19 protein-coding genes are annotated in these 22033 nt (G+C 48.0%); 3 read left to right on the top strand and 16 right to left on the bottom strand.

Features of this window, described 5'->3' with window-relative positions:
- Nucleotides 1-83: 83 nt before the first annotated feature.
- From KNO70_RS04700 to KNO70_RS04685, 4 genes are read right to left on the bottom strand one after another with little or no spacing between them, the layout of a single operon-like run.
- Complete coding sequence (locus tag KNO70_RS04700; protein ID WP_214684005.1) at nt 84-1241, bottom strand: bifunctional cystathionine gamma-lyase/homocysteine desulfhydrase; 1158 nt, start codon at nt 1239-1241, stop codon at nt 84-86.
- Nucleotides 1207-2145 (bottom strand): PLP-dependent cysteine synthase family protein, encoded by a 939-nt coding sequence (locus KNO70_RS04695; protein WP_214811335.1) that lies wholly within the window; start codon nt 2143-2145, stop codon nt 1207-1209. The genes KNO70_RS04700 and KNO70_RS04695 overlap by 35 nt, the downstream gene beginning before the upstream one ends.
- Nucleotide 2146: 1 nt before the next feature.
- Nucleotides 2147-2614, bottom strand: a complete 468-nt coding sequence (locus KNO70_RS04690) for an S-ribosylhomocysteine lyase (RefSeq protein WP_012726660.1) — start codon at nt 2612-2614, stop codon at nt 2147-2149.
- 16 nt (nt 2615-2630) lie between these two features.
- Complete coding sequence (locus tag KNO70_RS04685) at nt 2631-3254, bottom strand: class I SAM-dependent methyltransferase (protein ID WP_214811332.1); 624 nt, start codon at nt 3252-3254, stop codon at nt 2631-2633.
- A 308-nt stretch (nt 3255-3562) separates the two neighbouring features.
- Between KNO70_RS04685 and KNO70_RS04680 the strand changes: the two genes are divergently transcribed.
- The gene (locus KNO70_RS04680; protein ID WP_214811329.1) at nt 3563-7219 is read left to right on the top strand and encodes a S8 family serine peptidase; all 3657 of its coding nucleotides are present in this window, start codon (nt 3563-3565) and stop codon (nt 7217-7219) included.
- A gap of 42 nt (nt 7220-7261) precedes the next feature.
- Here the strand turns inward: KNO70_RS04680 and KNO70_RS04675 are convergent, their stop codons facing one another.
- The 6 genes from KNO70_RS04675 to hrcA form a co-directional block, all read right to left on the bottom strand.
- Complete coding sequence (locus KNO70_RS04675) at nt 7262-8011, bottom strand: 16S rRNA (uracil(1498)-N(3))-methyltransferase (RefSeq protein WP_214683997.1); 750 nt, start codon at nt 8009-8011, stop codon at nt 7262-7264.
- Nucleotides 8012-8014: 3 nt separating this feature from the next.
- Nucleotides 8015-8953, bottom strand: a complete 939-nt coding sequence (gene prmA, locus KNO70_RS04670) for a 50S ribosomal protein L11 methyltransferase (RefSeq protein ID WP_214686989.1) — start codon at nt 8951-8953, stop codon at nt 8015-8017.
- 18 nt (nt 8954-8971) lie between these two features.
- Entirely contained in the window at nt 8972-10078 is a 1107-nt protein-coding gene (gene dnaJ, locus KNO70_RS04665; RefSeq protein WP_078147164.1) for a molecular chaperone DnaJ, read from the bottom strand.
- A gap of 110 nt (nt 10079-10188) precedes the next feature.
- Nucleotides 10189-12015: a molecular chaperone DnaK gene (dnaK, locus tag KNO70_RS04660; RefSeq protein WP_012726666.1), complete on the bottom strand. Its 1827-nt coding sequence runs from the start codon at nt 12013-12015 to the stop codon at nt 10189-10191.
- Between the two features lie 29 nt (nt 12016-12044).
- The gene (gene grpE, locus KNO70_RS04655; RefSeq protein WP_012726667.1) at nt 12045-12632 is read right to left on the bottom strand and encodes a nucleotide exchange factor GrpE; all 588 of its coding nucleotides are present in this window, start codon (nt 12630-12632) and stop codon (nt 12045-12047) included.
- A 17-nt stretch (nt 12633-12649) separates the two neighbouring features.
- Nucleotides 12650-13672 (bottom strand): heat-inducible transcriptional repressor HrcA, encoded by a 1023-nt coding sequence (gene hrcA / locus KNO70_RS04650; protein ID WP_074036577.1) that lies wholly within the window; start codon nt 13670-13672, stop codon nt 12650-12652.
- Between the two features lie 199 nt (nt 13673-13871).
- On the opposite strand from hrcA, the gene KNO70_RS04645 reads away from it, so the two are divergent.
- Nucleotides 13872-14477: a DUF1054 domain-containing protein gene (locus tag KNO70_RS04645; RefSeq protein WP_012726669.1), complete on the top strand. Its 606-nt coding sequence runs from the start codon at nt 13872-13874 to the stop codon at nt 14475-14477.
- Between the two features lie 44 nt (nt 14478-14521).
- On the opposite strand, the gene hemW is transcribed toward KNO70_RS04645, so the two are convergent.
- The 5 genes from hemW to lepA form a co-directional block, all read right to left on the bottom strand.
- On the bottom strand, nt 14522-15700 hold the full coding sequence (gene hemW, locus KNO70_RS04640) for a radical SAM family heme chaperone HemW (RefSeq protein WP_251025558.1): 1179 nt from the start codon (nt 15698-15700) through the stop codon (nt 14522-14524).
- Between the two features lie 43 nt (nt 15701-15743).
- Nucleotides 15744-16925, bottom strand: coding sequence for a DUF1015 domain-containing protein (locus tag KNO70_RS04635; RefSeq protein WP_214730478.1), 1182 nt, complete (start codon nt 16923-16925; stop codon nt 15744-15746).
- 11 nt (nt 16926-16936) lie between these two features.
- Nucleotides 16937-18100 carry a phosphoglycerate dehydrogenase gene (locus KNO70_RS04630; protein ID WP_012726672.1) on the bottom strand — a complete coding sequence of 388 codons (1164 nt, stop codon included), beginning with the start codon at nt 18098-18100 and terminating at the stop codon, nt 16937-16939.
- The gene (gene serC / locus KNO70_RS04625; protein ID WP_078147168.1) at nt 18078-19148 is read right to left on the bottom strand and encodes a 3-phosphoserine/phosphohydroxythreonine transaminase; all 1071 of its coding nucleotides are present in this window, start codon (nt 19146-19148) and stop codon (nt 18078-18080) included. The genes KNO70_RS04630 and serC overlap by 23 nt, the downstream gene beginning before the upstream one ends.
- A gap of 114 nt (nt 19149-19262) precedes the next feature.
- Nucleotides 19263-21086: a translation elongation factor 4 gene (lepA, locus tag KNO70_RS04620; protein ID WP_012726674.1), complete on the bottom strand. Its 1824-nt coding sequence runs from the start codon at nt 21084-21086 to the stop codon at nt 19263-19265.
- A 219-nt stretch (nt 21087-21305) separates the two neighbouring features.
- Here lepA and rpsT point away from each other — a divergent pair, with 219 nt between their 5' ends.
- Complete coding sequence (gene rpsT, locus KNO70_RS04615; protein ID WP_012726675.1) at nt 21306-21566, top strand: 30S ribosomal protein S20; 261 nt, start codon at nt 21306-21308, stop codon at nt 21564-21566.
- A 27-nt stretch (nt 21567-21593) separates the two neighbouring features.
- Here the strand turns inward: rpsT and KNO70_RS04610 are convergent, their stop codons facing one another.
- A complete protein-coding gene (locus KNO70_RS04610) occupies nt 21594-22031 on the bottom strand; it encodes a GNAT family N-acetyltransferase (RefSeq protein ID WP_078147169.1) in 438 nt (145 codons plus the stop codon).
- Nucleotides 22032-22033 lie beyond the last annotated feature (2 nt).

Genomic DNA, 22033 nt, shown 5'->3' with positions numbered 1-22033 from the left:
TAAAAACAGTTTAGTCGATGAAAGACTCCCGATACAAGACTTTTGTTTCATGAAAAAAGGACGCGAAATCGCGCCCTGACCGTTTATTGTCTCACTTGTTCAATTGCCGTTAATGCTTGTGCCAAGTCTTCAATCAAGTCATCAATGTCTTCAAGTCCGACCGAAATACGAACGAGCCCATCGGTGATGCCAAGTTCCGCTCGACGTTCGGCTGGAATCGACGCATGTGTCATGCGTGCCGGGACACTGATCAAACTCTCAACCGCTCCTAAACTTTCTGCGAGCGTGAAGTATTTCGTCTTCGCGACCATCATTTCTGCCGCTTCCGCTGAACCGACATCAAATGCGATCATCCCACCGAATCCACGTGCCTGTGATAAATGAATCCGCTTCGCTTCCTCACTGGATACACTTGGGTGGAGCACGCGTGATACAGACTCGTTCGATTGAAGGAATTCAACCAATGCACGTGCATTCGATTCAATCTCCTCCATTCGAACAGCTAGCGTCTTAATTCCACGAACAACAAGGAAGCTATCTTGTGGTCCAAGAACTGCGCCAACTGAGTTTTGAAGAAACGCCAAAGCTTCGCCCTGCTCTTCCGTTCGCGCGACAACAAGTCCCGCTACGACGTCACTATGTCCGCCTAAGTACTTTGTGGCACTGTGAAGGACGTAGTCTGCTCCAAGTTCGATTGGATTTTGGAAGTAAGGGGTCATAAACGTATTGTCCACGACGAGCAACACGTCTGCTTCATCGGCAATCTTACGCATCGCTCGAATGTCCGTCACGTTTAAGAGCGGATTTGTCGGCGTCTCGACATAAATCATTTTCGTGTTCGCTTGAAGCGCATCCCGAACCGCTGTTTCATCGGATGTATCGACAAAAGTTGCTTCCAAGCCTCGTGACTGAAATACTCGATTGAATACACGGTACGTTCCTCCATATACATCAGACCCGACGATGACGTGGTCTCCAGATTTCAATAACATAAGCACCGTCGAGATGGCTGCCATCCCAGATCCGAATGCAAATCCTTGCACGCCGCCTTCGATGTCGGCAATCAATGTCTCTAATGCCGTCCGAGTCGGGTTTGCTGATCGTGAGTACTCGTACCCTTCTCGCAAGTTGCCAATCCCGTCTTGCTTATACGTGCTCGTTTGATAAATCGGTGGCGTGACGGCCCCTGTCAACGGGTCCGTCGTTTTACCGCCGTGAATGAGTGCTGTCTTTGTACGCATGTTCTGCCTCCTTGACAATTCCTTGACTTAAATATCGTTCTGCACTATCAGGCAAGATGGTGACAATCGTGCCTTCCGTCAATTGATTCGCTTCTTTTACACATGCTGCAATGGCAGCGCCTGAAGAACTACCGATGAGCAAGCCTTCCTGTTTCGCTAGATGTGCCACGTAATAGAAGGCTTCCTCATCTGTGATGGTATGAATCGCATCGACGTAAGCCCTCTTCAAAAAGGGTGGCCATTTTTCGACGCCAATTCCTTCTGTTTTATGTGGTCCTGGTTCACCGCCGTTCATAATGGAACCGACCGGCTCCACGACGACAGTTTTCGTCCCAAGTGGCTTTAATGATTTGGCGACACCGGTGAATGTGCCACCTGACCCCGCTCCCGCTACAAATACATCAATTTGTGGCACATCTTTCAACAACTCATGGGAAAGGATGTCGACGTAAGCATCCGGGTTATCTGGGTTCGAGAACTGTTCTGGGACATAGGCGTCATGTTCTTTGGCCAACTCAATAGCATGTGCGATCGCGCCTTTCATGCCGAGTTCCGTCGGCGTGTTGACGACGGTGGCCCCGAGCAGTCGCATCAATGCCTGCTTCTCTTGACTGAATTTTTCAGGAGTGACCGTCATGAGTCGAATTCCGAATCGCTGACAAGCGAGCGCAAGCCCGATTCCCGTATTGCCTGCTGTCGGTTCGATCACCGTTCCACCAGGTGCCACATCGCCACGCTCAATCGCCCGTTCAATCAAATTCATCCCGAGTCGGTCTTTGACACTCCCACCTGGATTCATCATCTCGAGCTTCCCGTACACTTTGACATTCGCTGGTACAGGAAGCGTTCGAAGTTCAATAAGCGGTGTGTCTCCGATGAGTTCATAGACGTCACGGACAATCATCTTATGCCTCGTCCTTAAAGACGATATGCCATTCATCGCGTTTTGCGAGCATGTCTGCCGCTAATTTTTTGGCACCTTCGAAATCATGATGATTCGCATTCCCACATTGAACAGGGTTTTGCGCCGGTAGTTCCTCAGCGTTCATCGCATCACGCAGCGTCGCTTCCACGAGGTCAAGCATTCGTTCGTAGTTCCCATCATTGAGCATCGTCCAATAGAAGCCTGTCTGGCAACCCATCGGCGAGATATCGACGATGTCTTCAGAATGATTGCGACTGTTCTCGGCAATCAAATGCTCAAGTGAATGAACCGCGCGCATCGGCATGAGTCCTTCGTTCGGTTGAATGAAACGAATATCGTATTTATAAATCGTGTCAGCTGTTCCCTCTTTCACACCAGCTAAACGGACAAAAGGCGCCTGTACTTTCGTATGATCCAAGTTAAAACTTTCAACATTATATGTTTTCATGAGTAATTCCTCCTCGTTATTTAGTGGCTATTACGAGCCAGACAAACTTGTTTCTCTGCGTCATCGTCACGTTGTACCCGTTCGCTTCTAACATGGAACGCATCGTTGACGTATATGGATAATATTCACGGTTTAAGTCTTCGACGAGGTCTGAGTACCCTTTCGCAGTCGCCCAATCGATGATGTCCTGACGAGCTGCTGGTGACTCAAACATCGTATCAAGCAACACGAACTTTGGATGTTCCCAGCCTTCAACATACTGACCGATGGCCGTGGCCTTTTCAGAATCTGTCAAGTGATGAAAAGCATACGACGATACGACCGTATCTACGTTTGATAAATCCGGATAACGGAGGAAATCGCCTTCGAGCACATCAATCCCCAACTTTTCAACAGCAATTTTTCGCATTTCCGGCGACGGTTCAATCGCAATCAACGGATGCCCTTTCAAGATCCGGCTACTCAAGTTCCCTGTTCCGACACCAAACTCAAGCACCGTTCCTTTGACGTGGAGGGCAACCTCATCGAGCATTTGCTCATATCCGATGAAAACTTCGTGATATTGCTCATCATGCCCCTCGACCGTCGTATCATAATCTTTTGCCCAATCCTTAAAGATGTCCATGAATGGTAAGTTCATATCGCTACCCCAATCTTAATTCTTACTAATTTGATATGTTTTATTGGTATTTAACTTTAACGTTACATTAACAGGTTTTTTTATTCATTTCAAGTCATTCGCTAGATTCTCGCATCACATCCAGTTGGATATAGGTCTTATGTGTTAGGTCTTTAGTAATTGTCAGAACATTAAAATTTGTGCAAAAACACTTACCTATTTTACAAATAAACCCACTCTTTTTCATCTGATTAACGATATGATAGTTCTCAATGTGAGTTTATGCTTTAAATTTTACAGGTACTAACAAATTTTAGGGGGTCTATACGTTGTCACGAAAAAAAATCTATTTAAACGCTTCACTCGCCACATGTATCGCATTGTCACCTGCACTGATTCAAGCTGGAACAACCTCTGTTTCAGCTGAAGCTTCCGTTAAACCGAAACTGGTTTTAGAGAAGAAACAGAAAAAAGTTCGGGTCGTCGTTGAGCTCGTCGGGGATCCTGCCATTGCCGAAGCCGCTCAAAAAGGAAAGAAATTTAATGAATTGTCGAAATCAGAGCAAAATAAGGCACAACACTCTGTTCAATCAGAACAAAAACGTGCCAAGTCCGCCTTGAAGAAACAAGGCGTAACGGCTACACCGATTGAAGAATTCACGACCGTCTTCAATGGTTTCTCTACATTCTTGTCTACAAGTGAAATCGCCAAAGTCGAAGCATTACCTGAAGTGGCGACCGTTCACATTGTCAACGAGTATGAGCGCCCAGAAGTCAAACCGGATATGATCACGAGTAATGGCATGGTTCAAGCCGAACAAACGTGGGGAGATTACGGGTTTGCCGGAGAAGGTACTGTCGTCGCCGTCATCGATTCTGGAATCGACCCTGAGCACCGGGATTATAAGATCACAGACGCCAAAACGGCAGAGTTGACTCAATCTGAAGTCAATCAAGCCATCACATCGTTCGGTCTTCCAGGCGAATACGTGAACGAGAAAGTTCCATACGCATATAACTACTACGATGAGAACGATGACATCAAAGACGATTCACCTGGTGCTTCCATGCATGGACAACACGTTTCTGGAACGGTTGCCGCTAACGGTGATTTAGAAAACGGTGGAATCAAAGGGGTCGCACCGGAAGCACAAATTTTAGGTTTAAAAGTATTCAGTAACGATCCGAACTATGCATCTACATATGGAGACATCTATATCAAAGCGATTGATGATGCCATCAAACTCGGCGCCGACGTCATCAACATGAGTCTCGGTTCGACAGCCGGGTTCGTCGATGCCGATTCGCCAGAACAACAAGCCGTTCAACGTGCCGTCGATAACGGAATCTTCATGTCGATTTCTGCAGGGAACTCCGCATACTTTGGTCACGGATTCGACTTACCGACTGCTTCAAACCCAGATACGGGTGTCGTTGGGGCACCGAGTGTCAGTCAAGCATCGACATCGGTCGCCTCTCTTGAAAACGATCAAATTCAATTGGACGCATTCCGTGTCGGAGATGAAAAAATCGGATGGAAAAAACAAGACGGTCCTGCCTTCAAAGAAGGAACATACGACATCGTATATGTCGGAGACGGACAACCGGAGAATTATGAAGGAAAAGACGTAAAAGGAAAACTCGTCCTTGCTGTTCGCGACGGCGGTTACTTCTACTCGAAGATTCAAAAAACAGCTGAAGCACAAGGAGCAGCAGGTGTCATCGTACGTGGTGCGGTCGGGCATGGCGATTATGTCTCGATGGCTCTCGATCAACCTCAACTCCCAATGGCTTCACTCAGCATCCAGGACGGGAATGAACTGAAAGACAAGTTAGCAGAAGGTCCGCTTCAAGTGACGTTTGCCGGTGACCGAATCAGTGTCAACAACCGTTCAGCCGGTGCGATGTCTGATTTCACATCGTGGGGAGTTACACCGAACCTTGACTTCAAGCCGGAACTTTCTGCTCCAGGCGGGCAAATTTTCTCTACGTTTAACGATAACCAATATGGATTGATGAGCGGAACGTCAATGGCAGCACCACACGTTGCCGGAGGAGCGGCACTCGTTCTCGAACGTGTAGACCGCGACTTCAAGTTGAGTGGGAAAGCACGCGTCACGATGGCGAAGAACTTGTTACTCAACACGTCGAAGCCTGTCACAGATATCGGACCGTATAACCAAGAATTGAAACAATCACTCCCATACTCACCACGTCGGGCCGGAGCCGGTCTCATGCAATTGCATGCAGCCGTCACTTCGCCGGCTGTCGCCTATGAAAAGTCGACAAAAGAGGCGAAAGTCGCTTTGAAAGAGTTGTCGAAGAGCAAAGCATCCTTCACGGTCGTCGTCGAGAACATTTCGAACGAAGCGTTGACTTATGATGTGGCCGCATCGTTACAAACAGACCTCGCTGTCAAAAACAAAGACGGAATCGTTCAAAATGCGATGGAAGCGCAAGCACTTCAACAAGCGATCATTAAAATTAACGGATCAAACACAAGTAAAGTCACGTTGAAAGCAAAACAGAAGAAGGAAATTAACGTTTCAATCGATGTCTCGAAAGCAAAAGTGTTGAATCCTGAAACATTGGAAGGCACTGTATCCGCTAAATCTGTCTTTGAGAACGGCTATTTCGTCGACGGGTTCCTTCGTTTGACAGATCCGCGCGGTACAGACGGTCATCCATCTCTCGTTGTTCCAATCGTCGGATTTGAAGGGGATTGGGGCAAAGCGCCGATCTTTGACGAGACGATCTATGGAGAAGGCGCATTCTATGGCGTCTCTGGATTGGTCGATGCAGAAGGAAAGTACTTAGGTGAAAAACTAGATGAATCTGTGGCTAGCGAAGCGGTTGCCATTTCACCGGACGGAAACGGGTCGAAAGATACGGCTACTCCAGTCTTCTCGCTATTACGCAATGCGAAAGACATCAAATATCGCGTCGTAGATGAGAAAGGGAACGTCCTTCGCACCCTCAAGATGGAAGACGAATTGAGAAAGAACTACTTCGATGGTGGAAGTGGTGATTATTACTATTACGCAGCGGATAACGCTTGGGACGGAAAATTGAATGGGAAGATGGCGCCAAAAGGCACATATTACTATGAAATCGAAGCAAGCATCGATTACATGAAGAAACAAGCTCAAACGATGCGCATCCCTGTCAAAGTAGATTACACAGACCCACGCTTCACGCTTCGTTGGGACGACAACGTAGCAAGCGTCAAAGCGTCGGATGACTTTGCTGGAATCAATGGTATCGAATTCCTCATCAACGGGAAAGTCGTGGCAAAAGAAGCGAAAGCTTCAGCGAACTTCACACTTGAACAGCCGCTCGAGACTACAGATCAGCTTTCAGTTCGTGTGTCAGACAATGCCGGGAACGTGATCACTCGAAATGTTTCAACAGAAAATGATGCGGCCAAACCTGGTATCTTTGTCGATGCACCACTCGCCTTGTCTCCTTACGGTACATCCATCGTTCCATTGATCGGTCAAATCAAGGATGCCTCTGAAATCGCATCGTTCACGGTAGACGGGGTCGACGTACCACTCAAATATGACGCGTCAGCGAAACAATATACGTTCAATACGACACGCACATATAAGGATGGTTTCCACAAAGTCCGCTTTGTCGCAGAAGACACAGCCGGAAACGTGACGAACTTCGTCCGCCCAATCTTTGTCGACTCGACGAAAGCTAAATTGTCGGTGACAAATGTTCCGAAGAACGTATCAGCTAAACAGAAGTCTGTAAAAGTGAAAGTTCAAGTAACGGATAACTTTGATGAGATCAAGCTTCGTGTCAACGGGGACTTGAAATGGAGCAATACGTTGAAAGAACCATACGCGATGCGTGCCTTCTCACGCACGGGGACGATCACACTTCCAGTGACAGCGAAAGGGAAGAATACCTTCACATTCGAAGTGACCGACCTTGGCGGAAACGTCACGAAGAAAGTGATTACAATCAACAAAAAATAAAAATGAAAACGGATGACCTCGTTCGGGTCATCCGTTTTCATATTATCTGTTCAGTTCAAGCGCGAAAGAGATTGCAGATAATGCATAAAGCGGCGCTGTCTCAGACCGAAGAATGCGTGGTCCAAATGCACATGCAGTCGCTCCTGCCTGAATCCATTGATTGATTTCGTTCACATCGAATCCACCTTCAGGTCCTGTGATGACGAGAACGCGTTGTTGCGGTTTCAGTTGAGTCAACAGTTGCGCGAAAGCAGACTGCTCCCCTTCTTTTGCCGACTCTTCATATGCGATGACGATGGCATCATAGCCATCTATTTTCTGTTGGAGCTCTCTCGGAGAAATATATGAGCAAGTCGGTACCACGGCACGATAGGATTGTTCAGCCGCTTCTTGCATAATCTTTTGAATCCGCTCCACTTTTTTCGGAGCTTTTTTTCCATCCCATTTGGCAACAGAGCGCGTCGATTCGAACAGCAACAGATGGTGGACGCCAAGCTCCGTCGCTTTTTGGGCGACGAGCTCGACTTTGTCCCCTTTCGGGAGTGCATACGCCAAAGTTACCTCGACTGGCAACTCCGTCGTCGCCTGTCGCGATGACATGACTTTCGCTTCCCCGCTCTTCTTCTCAAGCGATGTCACGACGCAGGCATACTCAACACCTGTACCATCCAACAGGACCATCTCATATCCAGGACCTTGTCGTAAGACTGTACCGATGTGGTGGACCACGTCTGAAGGAAGGGTCACCGTTTCGCTTTTAAAGGCTTCTTTTGTCAAAAAATAACGTTGCATAACTTACCCCTTCTTGGCGATAATCGCGACCCAATCTTCCATCACGCGCGTCTCTTCAATCTCAAATCCAGCAGCGACCAAAGCATTCGTCACTTCAGCCCGCTTCTCTCCGATAATTCCAGAGGTGATGAAGCGTCCACCTGACTTCGTGCGTGCATAGGCGTCTTCGATGAACAGGAGAATGACGTCAGCAAGAATGTTCGCTACGACTAAATCGTACTCACCTTCCACACCTTTCAGAAGATCACCTGTGTCCACTTGAACGCGTTCGCCCACTCCGTTCGTCTCAACGTTTTGACGAGCAGCTTCGACTGCGACCGAGTCTAAGTCTAATGCCTTTACCTTCGTTGCACCAAGTTTTGCTGCTGCAATCGACAATACACCCGATCCTGTACCGACATCAATGACACGGTCACCTTCCCGAATGTAGTTCTCAATCGCTTGAATGCATAGCATTGTCGTCGGATGCGTTCCTGTGCCGAACGCCATACCCGGGTCAAGCAAAATCACATTCTCTTCCGGCTGCGGTGTGTACTCTTCCCATAAAGGAACAATGGTAAGCTGTTGCGAAATTTTCACCGGCTTATAATACTGCTTCCAAGAGTGTGCCCAGTCCTCTTCATCGATTTCAGCGACCGTGACGTCTCCTGACCCGATATCGAGCATCGTGCGTAGTCGTTCGATTTCTTTTTTCAGATTTGAAAGTAAATCTTGAAAATCTCCCGAGGCCGGGACATACGCTTTGACGTGTACGCCAGAAGTTGGATACGTCTCACGATCCGAAACGTCCCAAATCTCCCCGAAATGGTCCTCCGCCATCATTCTGTCGAAATCTTCCACGTCCTCGATGACGACACCTTGTGCCCCTACTTCGTGTAGTAAATTGGATACCGCTTCTACCGCAAGTTGTGTCGTGTGGACACAAATTTCAGACCATTTCATCGTTCGTACACACTCCTTTTAGTGACTAAAGAACTTTTTCATTTTTTGGAACATTCCATGTTCCTCTTCGACACCGGACTCTCCGCTAATTTCTTCAAATTCACGAAGCAACTCTTTTTGACGGTCTGTCATGTTCTTCGGCGTCATCACGATGACACTGACATACTGGTCACCATTTGCGCCACCACGAACGCTCGGCATTCCTTTACCGCGTAAACGGAATTTTGAACCGGTTTGTGTCCCTGCAGGCACTTTCAAGCTCACATTCCCGTGAACTGTCGGTACTTCGATTTCCGCACCGAGAGCAGCCTGAGCGAATGTGATCGGCATATCCATTGCGATGTGTTGGTCGACACGTTCAAAGATCTCATGTGCTCGGATACGAACGACGACGTACAAGTCCCCTGCTGGTCCACCGTTCACGCCTGGACCACCTTTACCTGAGAGACGGATCTGTTGACCGTTATCGATACCGGCTGGGATTTTGACCTCGACGGTTTGTTTCTTCTTCACATGACCTGAGCCATGGCACGTCGGACATTTTTCTTTAATCGTCTTACCACTTCCGTGACACTGGCTACATGGACGTTGGTTGACCATACGACCGAGAATCGTGTTCTGTTCGACCGTCTCGACGCCGCTACCGCCACATCGATTACACGTTTCCGGTTTCGTGCCCGGTTTTGCGCCACTTCCCATACACGTGTCACATTCCACTTCGATTTCGAGTTCAATCGTCTCCGTTTTACCTGTGACACTTTCCATGAAGTCAAGATCGACGACGTACTGGTAATCTTCACCGCGACGTGGTGCGTTCGGATCTTGACGGCGTCCACCGCCTCCGAAGAACATGTCGAAGATATCTCCGAAGCCGCCTTGGAAGTCACCGCCTCCTCCAAACTGATTGGCCCCTTCGAAACCGAATCGGTCATACTGGGCCCGTTTCTGTTCGTCTGAGAGTACTTCATACGCTTCACCAATCTCTTTGAACTTGTCAGCAGCATCTGCTTCTTGGTTGATGTCCGGGTGATATTGACGGGCTAACTTTCGGTATGCCCGCTTGATGTCTTGTGCCGAGGCCGACTTGTCGAGCCCGAGCACTTCATAATAATCTCGTTTCGCCACTATTCTCGCTCCTATCCTCACTAACTACGTATCGATTTTACCGATTCTACCTTAACATGGAAAGAGCCAAAGCAGAAACCTGCTTTGGCGCTCTCCTTTACAACGGCTGTTTATTTACGGTCGTCGAGATCCTCAAACTCTGCGTCCACGACATTATCGTCTTGTTTCGCTTCCGCTTGTGGTTCTGCGCCTTCAGCACCTTGCTGTTCAGCCATTTTAGCATATACTTTTTGCGTCAACTCTTGAACGACAGCTGACAATTCGTCTTTGGCTGTACGGATCGCCTCAAGGTCTGAACCTTCGAGAGCAGTTTTCGCTTTTTCTTTCGCAGCTTCTGCTTTTTCTTTGTCCGCCTCTTCTACTTGCTCACCAAGGTCTTTGATCGCCTTGTCTGTCGCGAAGACGAGTTGGTCTGTTTCGTTGCGAAGTTCTGCTTCTTCTTTACGTTTGTTATCTGCTTCTGCGTTCGCTTCGGCTTCTTTCACCATGCGCTCGATTTCCGCCTCATCGATACCTGAAGAAGATTGGATTGTGATCGATTGTTCTTTGTTCGTACCGAGATCTTTTGCCGATACGTGAACGATTCCGTTTGCATCGATATCGAATTTAACTTCGATTTGTGGTACACCACGTGGTGCTGGTGGAATATCCGTCAATTGGAAGCGACCAAGTGTCTTGTTGTCTGGTGCCATCGGACGTTCCCCTTGAAGAACGTGGATGTCAACAGCAGGCTGGTTATCGGCTGCAGTCGAGAACACTTGTGATTTCGATGTTGGGATTGTCGTGTTGCGATCGATGAGTTTCGTCATCACGCCACCCATTGTCTCGATACCGAGTGAGAGTGGAGTCACGTCGAGAAGAACGACGTCTTTCACGTCTCCGGCAAGAACTCCACCTTGAATTGCTGCACCAAGTGCAACAACTTCATCCGGGTTAACCCCTTTGAATGGCTCTTTCTTCGTGAAGTCGTGGATTGCTTTTTGAACAGCAGGGATACGTGTCGAACCACCGACGAGAATGATCTTGTCGAGGTCAGATGGTGTGAGTCCTGCGTCTTTCAAGGCACGGCGCGTCGGTTCCATTGTGCGTTCGACAAGGTCAGCCGTCAATTCTTCAAATTTCGCACGTGTGAGTGTCATCTCCAAGTGGAGCGGACCTGCTTCACCTGCTGTGATGAACGGAAGGCTGATATGTGCGCTTGTGACACCTGAAAGGTCTTTCTTCGCTTTTTCGGCAGCATCTTTCAAACGTTGAAGTGCCATCTTGTCTTTGCCGAGGTCGATGCCGTTCTCTTTTTTGAATTCTGCAACGAGGTAGTCGATGACTTTTTGGTCGAAGTCATCTCCACCGAGACGGTTGTCACCAGCTGTAGCGACAACTTCGAATACACCGTCACCAAGTTCAAGAATCGAAACGTCGAACGTACCGCCACCGAGGTCATAGATCAAAATCGTGTGGTCTTCACCTTTATCTAAACCGTAAGCGAGTGCCGCAGCTGTTGGCTCGTTGATGATCCGTTTGACATCAAGACCAGCAATCTTACCAGCATCTTTTGTCGCTTGACGCTCCGCGTCGTTGAAGTATGCAGGAACTGTGATGACGGCTTCCGTGACTGATTCACCGAGGTAGTCTTCAGCATCTTTCTTCAACTTCTGCAAAATGATTGCCGAGATTTCTTGTGGTGTGAATTTCTTACCGTCTACGTCAACTGTATGTGATGTTCCCATGTGACGTTTGATTGATTGGATCGTATTCGGGTTCGTGATAGCCTGACGTTTTGCGACCTCACCGACTTGACGCTCTTCTCCTTTGAATGCGACAACCGAAGGAGTCGTACGGTTACCTTCTGCGTTTGAGATGACGACGGCTTCGCCACCTTCCATTACTGCCACACATGAGTTTGTAGTCCCTAAGTCAATACCGATAATTTTACCCATCGTTTATTCCTCCGTCTCGTTAAGTAGTGTTATTCTGCGACTTTTACCATGCTCGGGCGAATGACTCGACCATGCATCGTATATCCTTTTTGAAGCTCCATCGTCACGATACCTGACTCGAACTCATCGCTCGGTTCTTGCATGACTGCTTGATGGAAATTCGGGTCGAACGGCTGTCCGACTGCTTCAATCACTTCGACTTGCTCAGCATTTAATACGTCAAGTAGTTGACGATGAATCATGTCTACTCCCGATTGAATCTGCTTCGCATCTTCTGAAGTTGCGTTTACTTGAAGTGCACGCTCAAAGTTGTCAATGAGCGGAATCAATTTTTCAATGACAGACTGTGAAGCAAACTTGACGCGTTTGGCATTCTCTTCGTTCGTCCGACGACGGAAGTTGTCAAAGTCGGCACGAATGCGGAGCTCGCTCGCTTTCAACGCTTCGATTTCTTTTTGTAAGTCCGTCCCCTCAGAACTTTCTTCCACAATCTCAGCATTTAAAACCTCATCTTCATTTGATTCAGTTGACTCATTCTCTTCTGTTTGTGCCGAGTCTACAGATTTTTCTTCAAGCACGTCATCTTGCTCGTGCCCGTTTTGGTGATCTGCTGTCATAATAAAACTCCTTTCCGTCACTCATCTAGTTTCGTTCGTCGCAACGCTTCGATAATTTGTCCCATCATTTGGACACCATGACGGTAATTCATACGCGTTGGACCAATCATAGCGATTGTACCGAATGTTTTTCCGTCTAGTGTATAATCCGAGGTGATGACACTACAATTTTGAAGGGCGACAATTCCGTTCTCGCTCCCAATGCTCACATAAATTTCACGATTTGGCAACGATTCGAGCCAGTGCGTCAATCGTTCTTGCTCATCAATCCATTCTAGGAATGGGCGTAACGTGTCGAGCGTCTGAAACTCGGGTTGATTGAAGATCTTCTTCTTGCCCCCGAGATAAAGCGAAGACGGTGTTTGGATTCCGAGCGTCGATTGAATCAGTTGCATCATGTTCTCGTACTGCTGTCGCTGAGCGAGTTGCAATTTGGCAACTTCCTCCCCAATCCGGATTTTCAATTGTCCGATTGGCGTTCCGACAAGGCGGTCGTTCAACAGTCGAATCGTTTCCTCGATGACGTCAGGAGCGACACGCGATTCAAACATGACGGTACGATGCTCGACGTGACCTTGATCCGTGACGATGAGAACGACACCACGCCGCTCGTCTAATGGCATAAAGTCCACACGGGCCAACGTTTCCATTTGGCTGTTTGGACCGAGGGCGACCGTCGTATAATTGGTCAAATCAGAAAGGAGATCTGCAGCTTGTCGAATCAGGATCTCAGACTCTTTTGAAGATTGTTTCAAACGTTCTTCTAGTCGACCTGTCTCCCGTTCGTCGATGATCTGCTTCTCGACGAGGTGGTCCACGTAATATCGATAGCCGACCTCTGACGGGATGCGACCTGCAGAAGTATGTGGTTTTTCAATCAGCCCCATGTCTTCCAAATCGGCCATATCATTCCGAATCGTTGCTGAACTAAACGTCAAATCGTCTCGTTTCGACAATGTCCGAGAACCGACCGGCTGAGCCGTCTGGATGTAATCGTCAATGATGGCTCGAAGAATGAGCAATTGTCGATCTGTCAGCACAACATCACTCCTCTCTGAAAAGGTTACCCCGCTTTATTAGCACTCATATTTAACGAGTGCTAATCACACTTCAAATATTATCATGTTCTCACTATTTGTCAATTCATACACTCGGATTTTTTCACCTTTTTTCACGATAGCAAACCTACGAAATGAAAATAAAAGCCCATTTCGGTAGAATAGATGATGAGGTGATTAAATGTTTACAACAAAACAATTTAATGTATTTAAACAGGATGGACTCGACGAACGAATGTCTGGCATCCGTTCGGATATTCAACCGCTCTTCCATCGGATTTATGACGAGGTCGGGCCAGAGCTTGAAGCTGATGTCGGTATTCCTCTTTATTTGCATGTGGCGAAGCACGCTCGTCGGACGGTGAACCCACCGAAAGATACGTGGATGGCGATTTGTCACGACAAACGTGGGTACAAAAAACATCCGCACTTACAAGTTGGGCTTTTCGACGATCGTGTCTTCATCTGGCTAGCGTTCATCTATGAGATGCCGAACAAGGACGCCATCGCGAAACACCTGCAACAAATCGATTTGAAATCAACATTCCCTGATTTCCATATCGCGGGCGACCATATGAAAAAAGAAGCGTTACTTGTTGAAGATACGTCAACTGAAGACATTCAATCGCTACTTGAGCGATTCGGCACTGTGAAAAAGGCTGATTTCTTGATCGGCCGTCAACTTCCTGCCGATGCGTCGATTCTTCAAAATGAAGACGCATTTCTCGCGTTGGTCGAAGACACGTTCGGTCGGCTTACACCGCTCTATCGTGATCTCGTCTTGTAATATAAGAAAATGGACAAATCCTCACGAGGGACTTGTCCATTTTTTTATGAATCAGCATGTTCAAGTTTTGCTTCTCCAATAAAGGCTGCAAAGGCTTCATTGGCGAGTGGCAAACCGGATGCCGTTAGACGGATATGTGTGTCCGTCCGTTCAATCAGTGACTTCTTCACCAACTCTTCAATGACGTGACCGAACACATCATCGAGCGACACTCCGTACTTTTGTTCAAACGTCTGAAGCGAGACCCCGGAACGCATACGCAGGCCGAGGAATAACTCTTCTTCCATCTTTTCCACTTCTTCTAGTTCGGTCACCCGTTTCACAGGGATGCCTTCTGCTTTAATATAGTGAGGAATTGGAGCGATATTGGCGCGACGTGTCCCATTCAAATAACTATGCGCTCCGGCTCCGAATCCATAATACTCTTCATTGCGCCAGTACACTTGATTGTGACGACTCTCTCGACCAGGCAAGCCATAGTTGGAGATTTCATATTGTTTGAGACCATGGCGTTCAAGCGTCTCCATCACTTTCAAGTACATTTCGACTTCGACATCTTCCCCCGGTAAACGGAGCTTCCCTTTTCGATCTTGAATCGCAAAGACGGTATGCGGCTCGAGGATCAACGAATAAGAGGATACATGTTGAATCGGTAATTGGAGCGCTAGCGCTAAATCACGGTCAATTTGTTCAACGGTTTGTTCCGGAAGACCGAACATCAGGTCAATCGAGATATTGTCAAAGCGCTTTGCCGCTTCGCTTACCGTCTCGAACACATCATCCGCCCGATGTGTCCGCCCGATGCGCTCGAGTCCACCATCATCAAACGTCTGGACACCGAAACTGAGTCGGTTGACGCCACCTGCTTTCATCGTGTCGAGTTTTTCCGCACTCACAAAGTTCGGGTTCGCTTCGACAGAATACTCTAAGTCGTCTGACGCGAGTGGCAGAATGTGTTGGCGGACCATGTCCATCAGGCGCGCCATCTGCTCCTCATTGAGCGCGGTCGGTGTCCCGCCTCCGATAAAGATGGTATCAATCCGCTCTGTCGGAAACGCCTCGAGCGTCAATACCATCTCTCGTTCTAATGCATCTAAATAATCATCAACAGGCTGATTTTTTAAAAACACCTTGTTGAAATCACAGTAATAACAAATATGTTCACAAAATGGAATGTGAAGATATACGGCTTTAGCCAATTTCGGCCACCCCTTTCTTCTCATTCCATTTATAACGCTTTTCGTCTGTTCTTTCCAGCCTGCGCCATCAATCGAATCGATGAATGAATAAACCACTCTTCAATTTCGGCTCGAACCAGGTTGATTTTGGAGGCATCTGGCCACCATCATCCGCCACGCGCATCAGTTGTGACATCGTTGTCTCATGGCACGTGAAAAGCAATCGGTCCGGCACCTGAGTCAGCTTCTCTAATTCAACGACCGTCTTGTTTCCACCGACAAAATCGACCCTCGCATCCGTACGGATATCTTCAACGTTGAAGTATGGCGTCAGAATATCTCGCTGTAAGATGGCAACGTCGAGCGCCGGGTCTTCTTGCCGTTTCGTCAACTTATAATACTTCCCTCGATAGGCGACTCCGAAGACGCCATGTTCATTCGGCAGGACAAGACGATCCTCCTCCTTGATTATGTATGAAAACGAGAGTCCGTCTAACATATTCTCTACCTCTTCAGGACTTATCGCTGTCAGCACGCGATGATACGGCAAGATTGTCAACTCGTCACTCGGGAAGAGGACACCTAAGAAGTGTGAACGTCCATTCTTTTGAGAACGATCCCCACTCATCCCGGAAACGACCGCTGCCGCTTTCGCACGATGATGTCCATCTGCAATGTAGATCGACGGGATGGTCGCGCCAATCATCATGACACGAGCGAGTTCACGGTTTGGAATCATGAATCCTTCATGCATGACGCCTCGTTCATCCGTGAACGAGAATAACGGGTCTCCGTCAGTCGCTTTATGTAAGATTTGTTTCAAGTTTGCATGTGGAGGATGACTGAGTAGAATCGGACCGGTGTGCGCTCGCGTCGCCCGGACATGCTCGACACGTTCCCGCTCCTTCGTTTCCCGTGTATGTTCGTGAATCTTGATGCGACCAGCTTCATAATCCGCGACTGAAAAGGTGGCGACTAGACCCGTTTGCTGACGTTGTCCCGATGTCAATCGATAGACGTAAAATCCGTTCGGACGTTCCGTCAATTCCTTTTCATAGAGACGTTCTAGCTCATGACGCGCCAGCTCCCCCCACTTCTCAAGGGAAAGGTCAGATTGAAGCGCTTCTGGCTTATCCACTGCTAAAAAGGAATCGGGATTTTCTGAAATGACGGCTTGCGCTTCTTCAATCGATACGACATCATACGGGTCAGCGGCGACACGTTCCGGATGCGTTGGCATATAAGGGCTGAACGGTTTAAATACTACCATAAGGATCCTCCTTAAAATTCCCGGACGCGAATGACGCCCTGTATTTCATACAGCGCATGAATCGATAACGGTTCATGCTCGCTGTTGTCTAAATCAATCAACGTATACGCCATCTCCCCGCGGCTACGATTGACCATGTTATCGATATTCAATCCATGTGAGGCAAGTTCTCCCGTGATTTGACCGACCATGTTCGGGACGTTTCGATGCAAAATCCCAAGACGGCGTTTACCCGTGTATGGAAGCTCGACGTTCGGAAAATTAGCGGACGAACGAATATTCCCTGTCTCGAGATACAATTTCAGCGTCTCCACGGCTTGAATGGCACAGTTGACTTCCGACTCTTTAGTCGATGCACCGAGGTGAGGCAATGCCATGACTTGCGGATGACCGATCAGCGTGTGACGGGGGAAGTCGGTCACATACAGTCCCACATGATGATGGAATGCCTTCAGTAAGTCATCATCTTTCACGAGTTCTCCTCGCGCAAAGTTCAAAACAGTCATCCCCGGTTTCATTCGCTCAAACCAACTCCGGTCGATGCTGAATCGAGTCTCCTCAGTCAAAGGCATATGGATCGACAGTAAATCAACGTTGCCCAGTACTTCACTTAAGTGTTTGGCACGCGTGACATGTTTCGAAATATTCCAAGCGGCATCAACCGAGAGATGAGGGTCGTATCCGATGACATCGACCCCGAGTTGGAGAAGATCGTTGGCTAGCGACGCACCGATGGCTCCCAGACCGATAATCCCCACTTTTTTACCTCGCAACTCCGCTCCGAGGAACTGTCGTTTTTGCAATTCCATCGCTTCTTCTAATTGAGATTGCGATGCGGTAGTCTGTTCATTCACCCAATTGAAACCTTTCACAATAGGTCGTACTGAGAGGATCATGCTTGCAAGGACGAGCTCTTTCACCGCATTCGCATTCGCGCCAGGTGTATGAAACGCGACGATTCCTCGTTTCGCAAGTTGATCGAGCGGAAGGTTGTTGACACCGGCCCCAGCTCTAGCGATGGCGAGAAGATAGGGAGGGATGTCCTCTTCATGGACTTGATGACTTCTCAGTACCCAAGCATCGGCTTGATCCGATGCATTGATGACGTACTCGCTTGGCTCGAATCGTTTCAGACCAGCGGCAGCGATTTGATTAAATGTTTTGATGTGATACATGGGTCTCCTCCTCGAATGCTCTCATGACGTCGACGAGGCGTTCTGCCCCTTCTAGCGGCATCGCATTATATAGACTTGCACGTAAGCCCCCTACCGAACGATGGCCACCGAGTTCGAGCAAGCCACGTTCTAACGCGTATCGCTCAAAGCGCAGATCCAGCTCTTGATTTCCCGTTGTAAATGGGATGTTCGTCAATGAACGACGTTCCCCCGTTACAATTGGAGAAAAACAGGTCGACTCTTCAAGATAGGAATAGATCCTGTCACTTTTTTGACGATTCAATCGTTCCATCGCTTCGACGCCTCCGCAGTCTTCGACCCACTTCAATACACGCTCGGCTACATACATACTAAACGTCGACGGTGTATTGAATAACGTATCGACATGTGATGCATATTGAAGATAACTCGGCAACTGAAGCGACTGAATCAAATCTCGACGGATGATGACGACCGTCAGTCCTGCAGGTCCGATATTCTTCTGGGCTCCGGCATAAATCACCCCGAAGCGCTCCACATCGATCTGCTCGGCTAGAATATTCGAAGAAGCATCTGCAATCAACGGAATATCGACTTCAGGGATATGTGTAAATCGAGTCCCTTCAATCGTGTTGTTCAGTGTCACATGGAGATAGTCCACCTCTTGGACAAGGCTCGATTCAAAAGACATCCCTCCCGTCGCATCTACCAACGGATGAATGACATCGACCTCTCCAAAGTGTTTCGCATCTTCCATCGCTTTTTTAGACCAGATGCCTGTATCCACATAAACGAATCGATTCTGTTTCCGTAAATTCATCGGAATCATGGAAAATTGTAACGTCGCCCCGCCCTGTAGCCAAAGTACGGCATAATTCTCAGGGATATGCATGAGTCTTCTCAGTCTCCATTCAAGAGAGTCGACCACACGTTGGAAAGACGCGGAGCGATGACTCGTTTCGATAATCGAAACGCCTTCATATTCAAACGTCAGAAGATGTTGTTGAATCTCTTGCATCACTTCCGTCGGTAGCATGCCGGGACCCGCAGAGTATGTATACGTCGACACGATGTTTCCTCCTCTATAGTCTGTCTAAGGGTGTACTCTTCCTTATAGGAAGTGGCATTTCCTGCCTAAAATACAAAATCGCCCTGATTCGAAAATCAGGGCGATTCAATCTCATTATTCTTCGTCCATTGAGAGAACAGACATAAACGCTTCTTGCGGGACTTCGACGGACCCGACCATCTTCATGCGCTTCTTACCTTCTTTTTGTTTCTCGAGGAGTTTCCGTTTACGGGAGATATCTCCTCCGTAACATTTTGCCAAAACGTTTTTACGAAGTGCTTTAATCGTAGAACGTGCGACGATTTTGGTTCCGACAGCCGCTTGGACTGGAACTTCGAACTGCATACGTGGAATGAGTGCCTTAAGCTTCTCAACAATAACCTTCCCACGCTCGTACGCGAAGTCACGGTGAACGATGAAGCTGAGTGCATCGACGACTTCGTTATTGAGCAAGATATCCATCTTCACGAGGCGTGATTGACGGTAGCCGATCAATTCATAGTCGAGAGACGCATAGCCTTTCGTGCTCGATTTCAACTGATCGAAGAAATCATAGACGATTTCACTGAGCGGAATCTCATACGTGATTTTGACGCGAGTCGTATCGATATATTGCATATCGATGAACGTTCCGCGTTTCTTCTGGCAAAGTTCCATGATGGCACCCACGTAGTCGTTTGGTGTCATGACAGCCGCCTTGACGTATGGCTCTTCGATTGAATCGACCTTTTGTTGCTCTGGCATCTTCGATGGGTTATCGACGTGAATCACTTCGCCTGAAGTCGTCGTCACGTGATAAATTACCGATGGTGCAGTCGTAATCAAGTCGATGTTAAACTCACGTTCAATCCGCTCTTGAATGATTTCCATATGAAGCATGCCGAGGAATCCACAACGGAAACCAAAACCGAGCGCTTGCGATGTCTCTGGTTCAAACTCGAGCGCGGCATCCGAGAGCTGGAGCTTTTCAAGTGCCTCACGAAGATCATTGTACTTAGCCGCATCAATCGGATACAAACCACAGTACACCATCGGGTTCATCTTGCGATAACCAGGTAGCTGACTCGTTGCCGGGTTTTTAGCAAGTGTGATCGTATCCCCGACGCGAACATCTCCGACTGTTTTAATGGATGCAGAAAGCGTACCAACGTCTCCGACGTTCAATTCTTTAACAGAGATCGGTTTTGGCGTCGAGACACCGAGGTCCGTCACTTCGAACGTCTTGCCGGTCGCCATCATTTGAACCTTGTCTCCTACTTTGACTGAACCGTTCACGATACGAATCGATGCGACGACACCGCGGTAAGCGTCATAGTATGAGTCAAAAATCAGTGCTTGCAATGGTTCAGACGGGTCCCCTGTCGGCGGAGGGACAAGTTCCACGATTTGTTCGAGAATCTCTTCAATCCCGATTCCCGCTTTTGCAGAAGTCGGGACCGCGTCACTCGCATCGAGTCCGATGACGTCTTCAATCTCTTGACGGACCCGCTCGACATCCGCTGACGGCAAGTCGATTTTATTGATAACCGGGATGATTTCAAGATCGTTATCGAGTGCTAAATAAACGTTCGCAAGGGTTTGAGCTTCAATTCCTTGCGCTGCGTCGACGACGAGAATCGCACCTTCACATGCCGCAAGCGAACGTGACACTTCATATGTGAAGTCGACGTGTCCTGGCGTGTCGATCAAGTGAAGAATATACTCTTCTCCGTCTTTCGCCGTATAGTTCAATTTGACGGCGTTCAATTTGATTGTAATTCCACGCTCACGCTCCAAGTCCATCGCGTCAAGCGTCTGCTCTTTCATCTCACGAGCCGTGAGTGCACCAGTCTTCTCAAGAATCCGGTCAGCGAGCGTCGACTTTCCATGATCGATGTGCGCGATGATGGAAAAGTTACGAATCTTCTTCTGACGATTCTCTAATTCTTGTTTGTTCATATATGGGTTCACCTATCCTTCTCATGCATACCGTGTCATTATATCAAAATGCTAAAGTAATGTGTACGACCTACTACAACAATACCACAGATAGTTTTCAGAATAATCATCAAGTGGTTGCTTTTCATATAACCGTTTGCTACAATTGTGCTTGTTCTGTTGAATGATTACTTGAAGTAATAAGAACATACACTTTCTTGTTTCAGGAGGTGACAAACAATGGCAAACATCAAATCAGCAATCAAACGTGCAAAAACTTCTGAAAAACGTCGTGTTGCGAACTCACAAGAGAAAGCGGCAATGCGTACAGCAGTAAAACGTGTTGATGCTCTCGTACTCGAAGGAAACAAAGAAGCTGCTCAAGAAGCTTTCGTTCTCGCTACGAAGAAGCTCGACAAGGCTGCATCAAAAGGTCTTATCCACAAAAACAAAGCAGGTCGTGATAAATCACGCCTCGCAGCTCGTATCGCTGCTCTCTAATTAGAGATCACACGAAACAGCCGCCTCCTATTCGGAGCCGGCTGTTTTTTTGTATACCATGACGTAGTGTGGGCCAATCCCAGGGATGTCGAACGGCTCCCCGATTCGTGTAAGTCCATTTCGTTCATAGAAACGGACAGCCACTTCTCTCGCATTACACCACCATGAACTCCTCAGTTCATCATGGAGTGCCTGTAAAAATCGAGAGCCGATTCCTTGTCCCGAAACATGAGGATCCGTCGCCATGCCACGGAGTTGGAGCGGAATCTTCACACCCTCGATTTGTTTCGGGGACAGCATGACTGTAGCGACCGATAGCACTCGATCGCCTTCAACCCAAGCGAAGTGTCGCGTCGTCGGCACCTCATCCCCTTCAAAATAGCATGTCTCAACGTCTTTTCCTGGTCTGAGCACAACATGACGGAGTGGGATCACGTCTTGAAGCGTCACTTGTTTGAATCCCATTC

It is taken from the genome of Exiguobacterium sp. s181 (assembly GCF_018617125.1).
GTDB classification, from domain to species: Bacteria; Bacillota; Bacilli; order Exiguobacteriales; family Exiguobacteriaceae; genus Exiguobacterium; species Exiguobacterium profundum.
The sequence above is the reverse complement of the archived record's forward strand: the minus strand, read 5'-3'. Positions and strand labels throughout refer to the sequence as shown.

What these genes read in the sequence shown, in the direction of transcription:
- KNO70_RS04700 (WP_214684005.1), bottom strand. Translation starts at nt 1,241, where the DNA reads ATGCGTACAAAGACAGCACTCATTCACGGCGGTAAAACGACGGACCCG.
- KNO70_RS04695 (WP_214811335.1), bottom strand. Translation starts at nt 2,145, where the DNA reads ATGATTGTCCGTGACGTCTATGAACTCATCGGAGACACACCGCTTATT.
- KNO70_RS04690 (WP_012726660.1), bottom strand. Translation starts at nt 2,614, where the DNA reads ATGAAAACATATAATGTTGAAAGTTTTAACTTGGATCATACGAAAGTA.
- KNO70_RS04685 (WP_214811332.1), bottom strand. Translation starts at nt 3,254, where the DNA reads ATGAACTTACCATTCATGGACATCTTTAAGGATTGGGCAAAAGATTAT.
- KNO70_RS04675 (WP_214683997.1), bottom strand. Translation starts at nt 8,011, where the DNA reads ATGCAACGTTATTTTTTGACAAAAGAAGCCTTTAAAAGCGAAACGGTG.
- prmA (WP_214686989.1), bottom strand. Translation starts at nt 8,953, where the DNA reads ATGAAATGGTCTGAAATTTGTGTCCACACGACACAACTTGCGGTAGAA.
- dnaK (WP_012726666.1), bottom strand. Translation starts at nt 12,015, where the DNA reads ATGGGTAAAATTATCGGTATTGACTTAGGGACTACAAACTCATGTGTG.
- grpE (WP_012726667.1), bottom strand. Translation starts at nt 12,632, where the DNA reads ATGACAGCAGATCACCAAAACGGGCACGAGCAAGATGACGTGCTTGAA.
- KNO70_RS04645 (WP_012726669.1), top strand. Translation starts at nt 13,872, where the DNA reads ATGTTTACAACAAAACAATTTAATGTATTTAAACAGGATGGACTCGAC.
- hemW (WP_251025558.1), bottom strand. Translation starts at nt 15,700, where the DNA reads ATGAGAAGAAAGGGGTGGCCGAAATTGGCTAAAGCCGTATATCTTCAC.
- KNO70_RS04635 (WP_214730478.1), bottom strand. Translation starts at nt 16,925, where the DNA reads ATGGTAGTATTTAAACCGTTCAGCCCTTATATGCCAACGCATCCGGAA.
- KNO70_RS04630 (WP_012726672.1), bottom strand. Translation starts at nt 18,100, where the DNA reads ATGTATCACATCAAAACATTTAATCAAATCGCTGCCGCTGGTCTGAAA.
- lepA (WP_012726674.1), bottom strand. Translation starts at nt 21,086, where the DNA reads ATGAACAAACAAGAATTAGAGAATCGTCAGAAGAAGATTCGTAACTTT.
- rpsT (WP_012726675.1), top strand. Translation starts at nt 21,306, where the DNA reads ATGGCAAACATCAAATCAGCAATCAAACGTGCAAAAACTTCTGAAAAA.
- KNO70_RS04610 (WP_078147169.1), bottom strand. Translation starts at nt 22,031, where the DNA reads ATGGGATTCAAACAAGTGACGCTTCAAGACGTGATCCCACTCCGTCAT.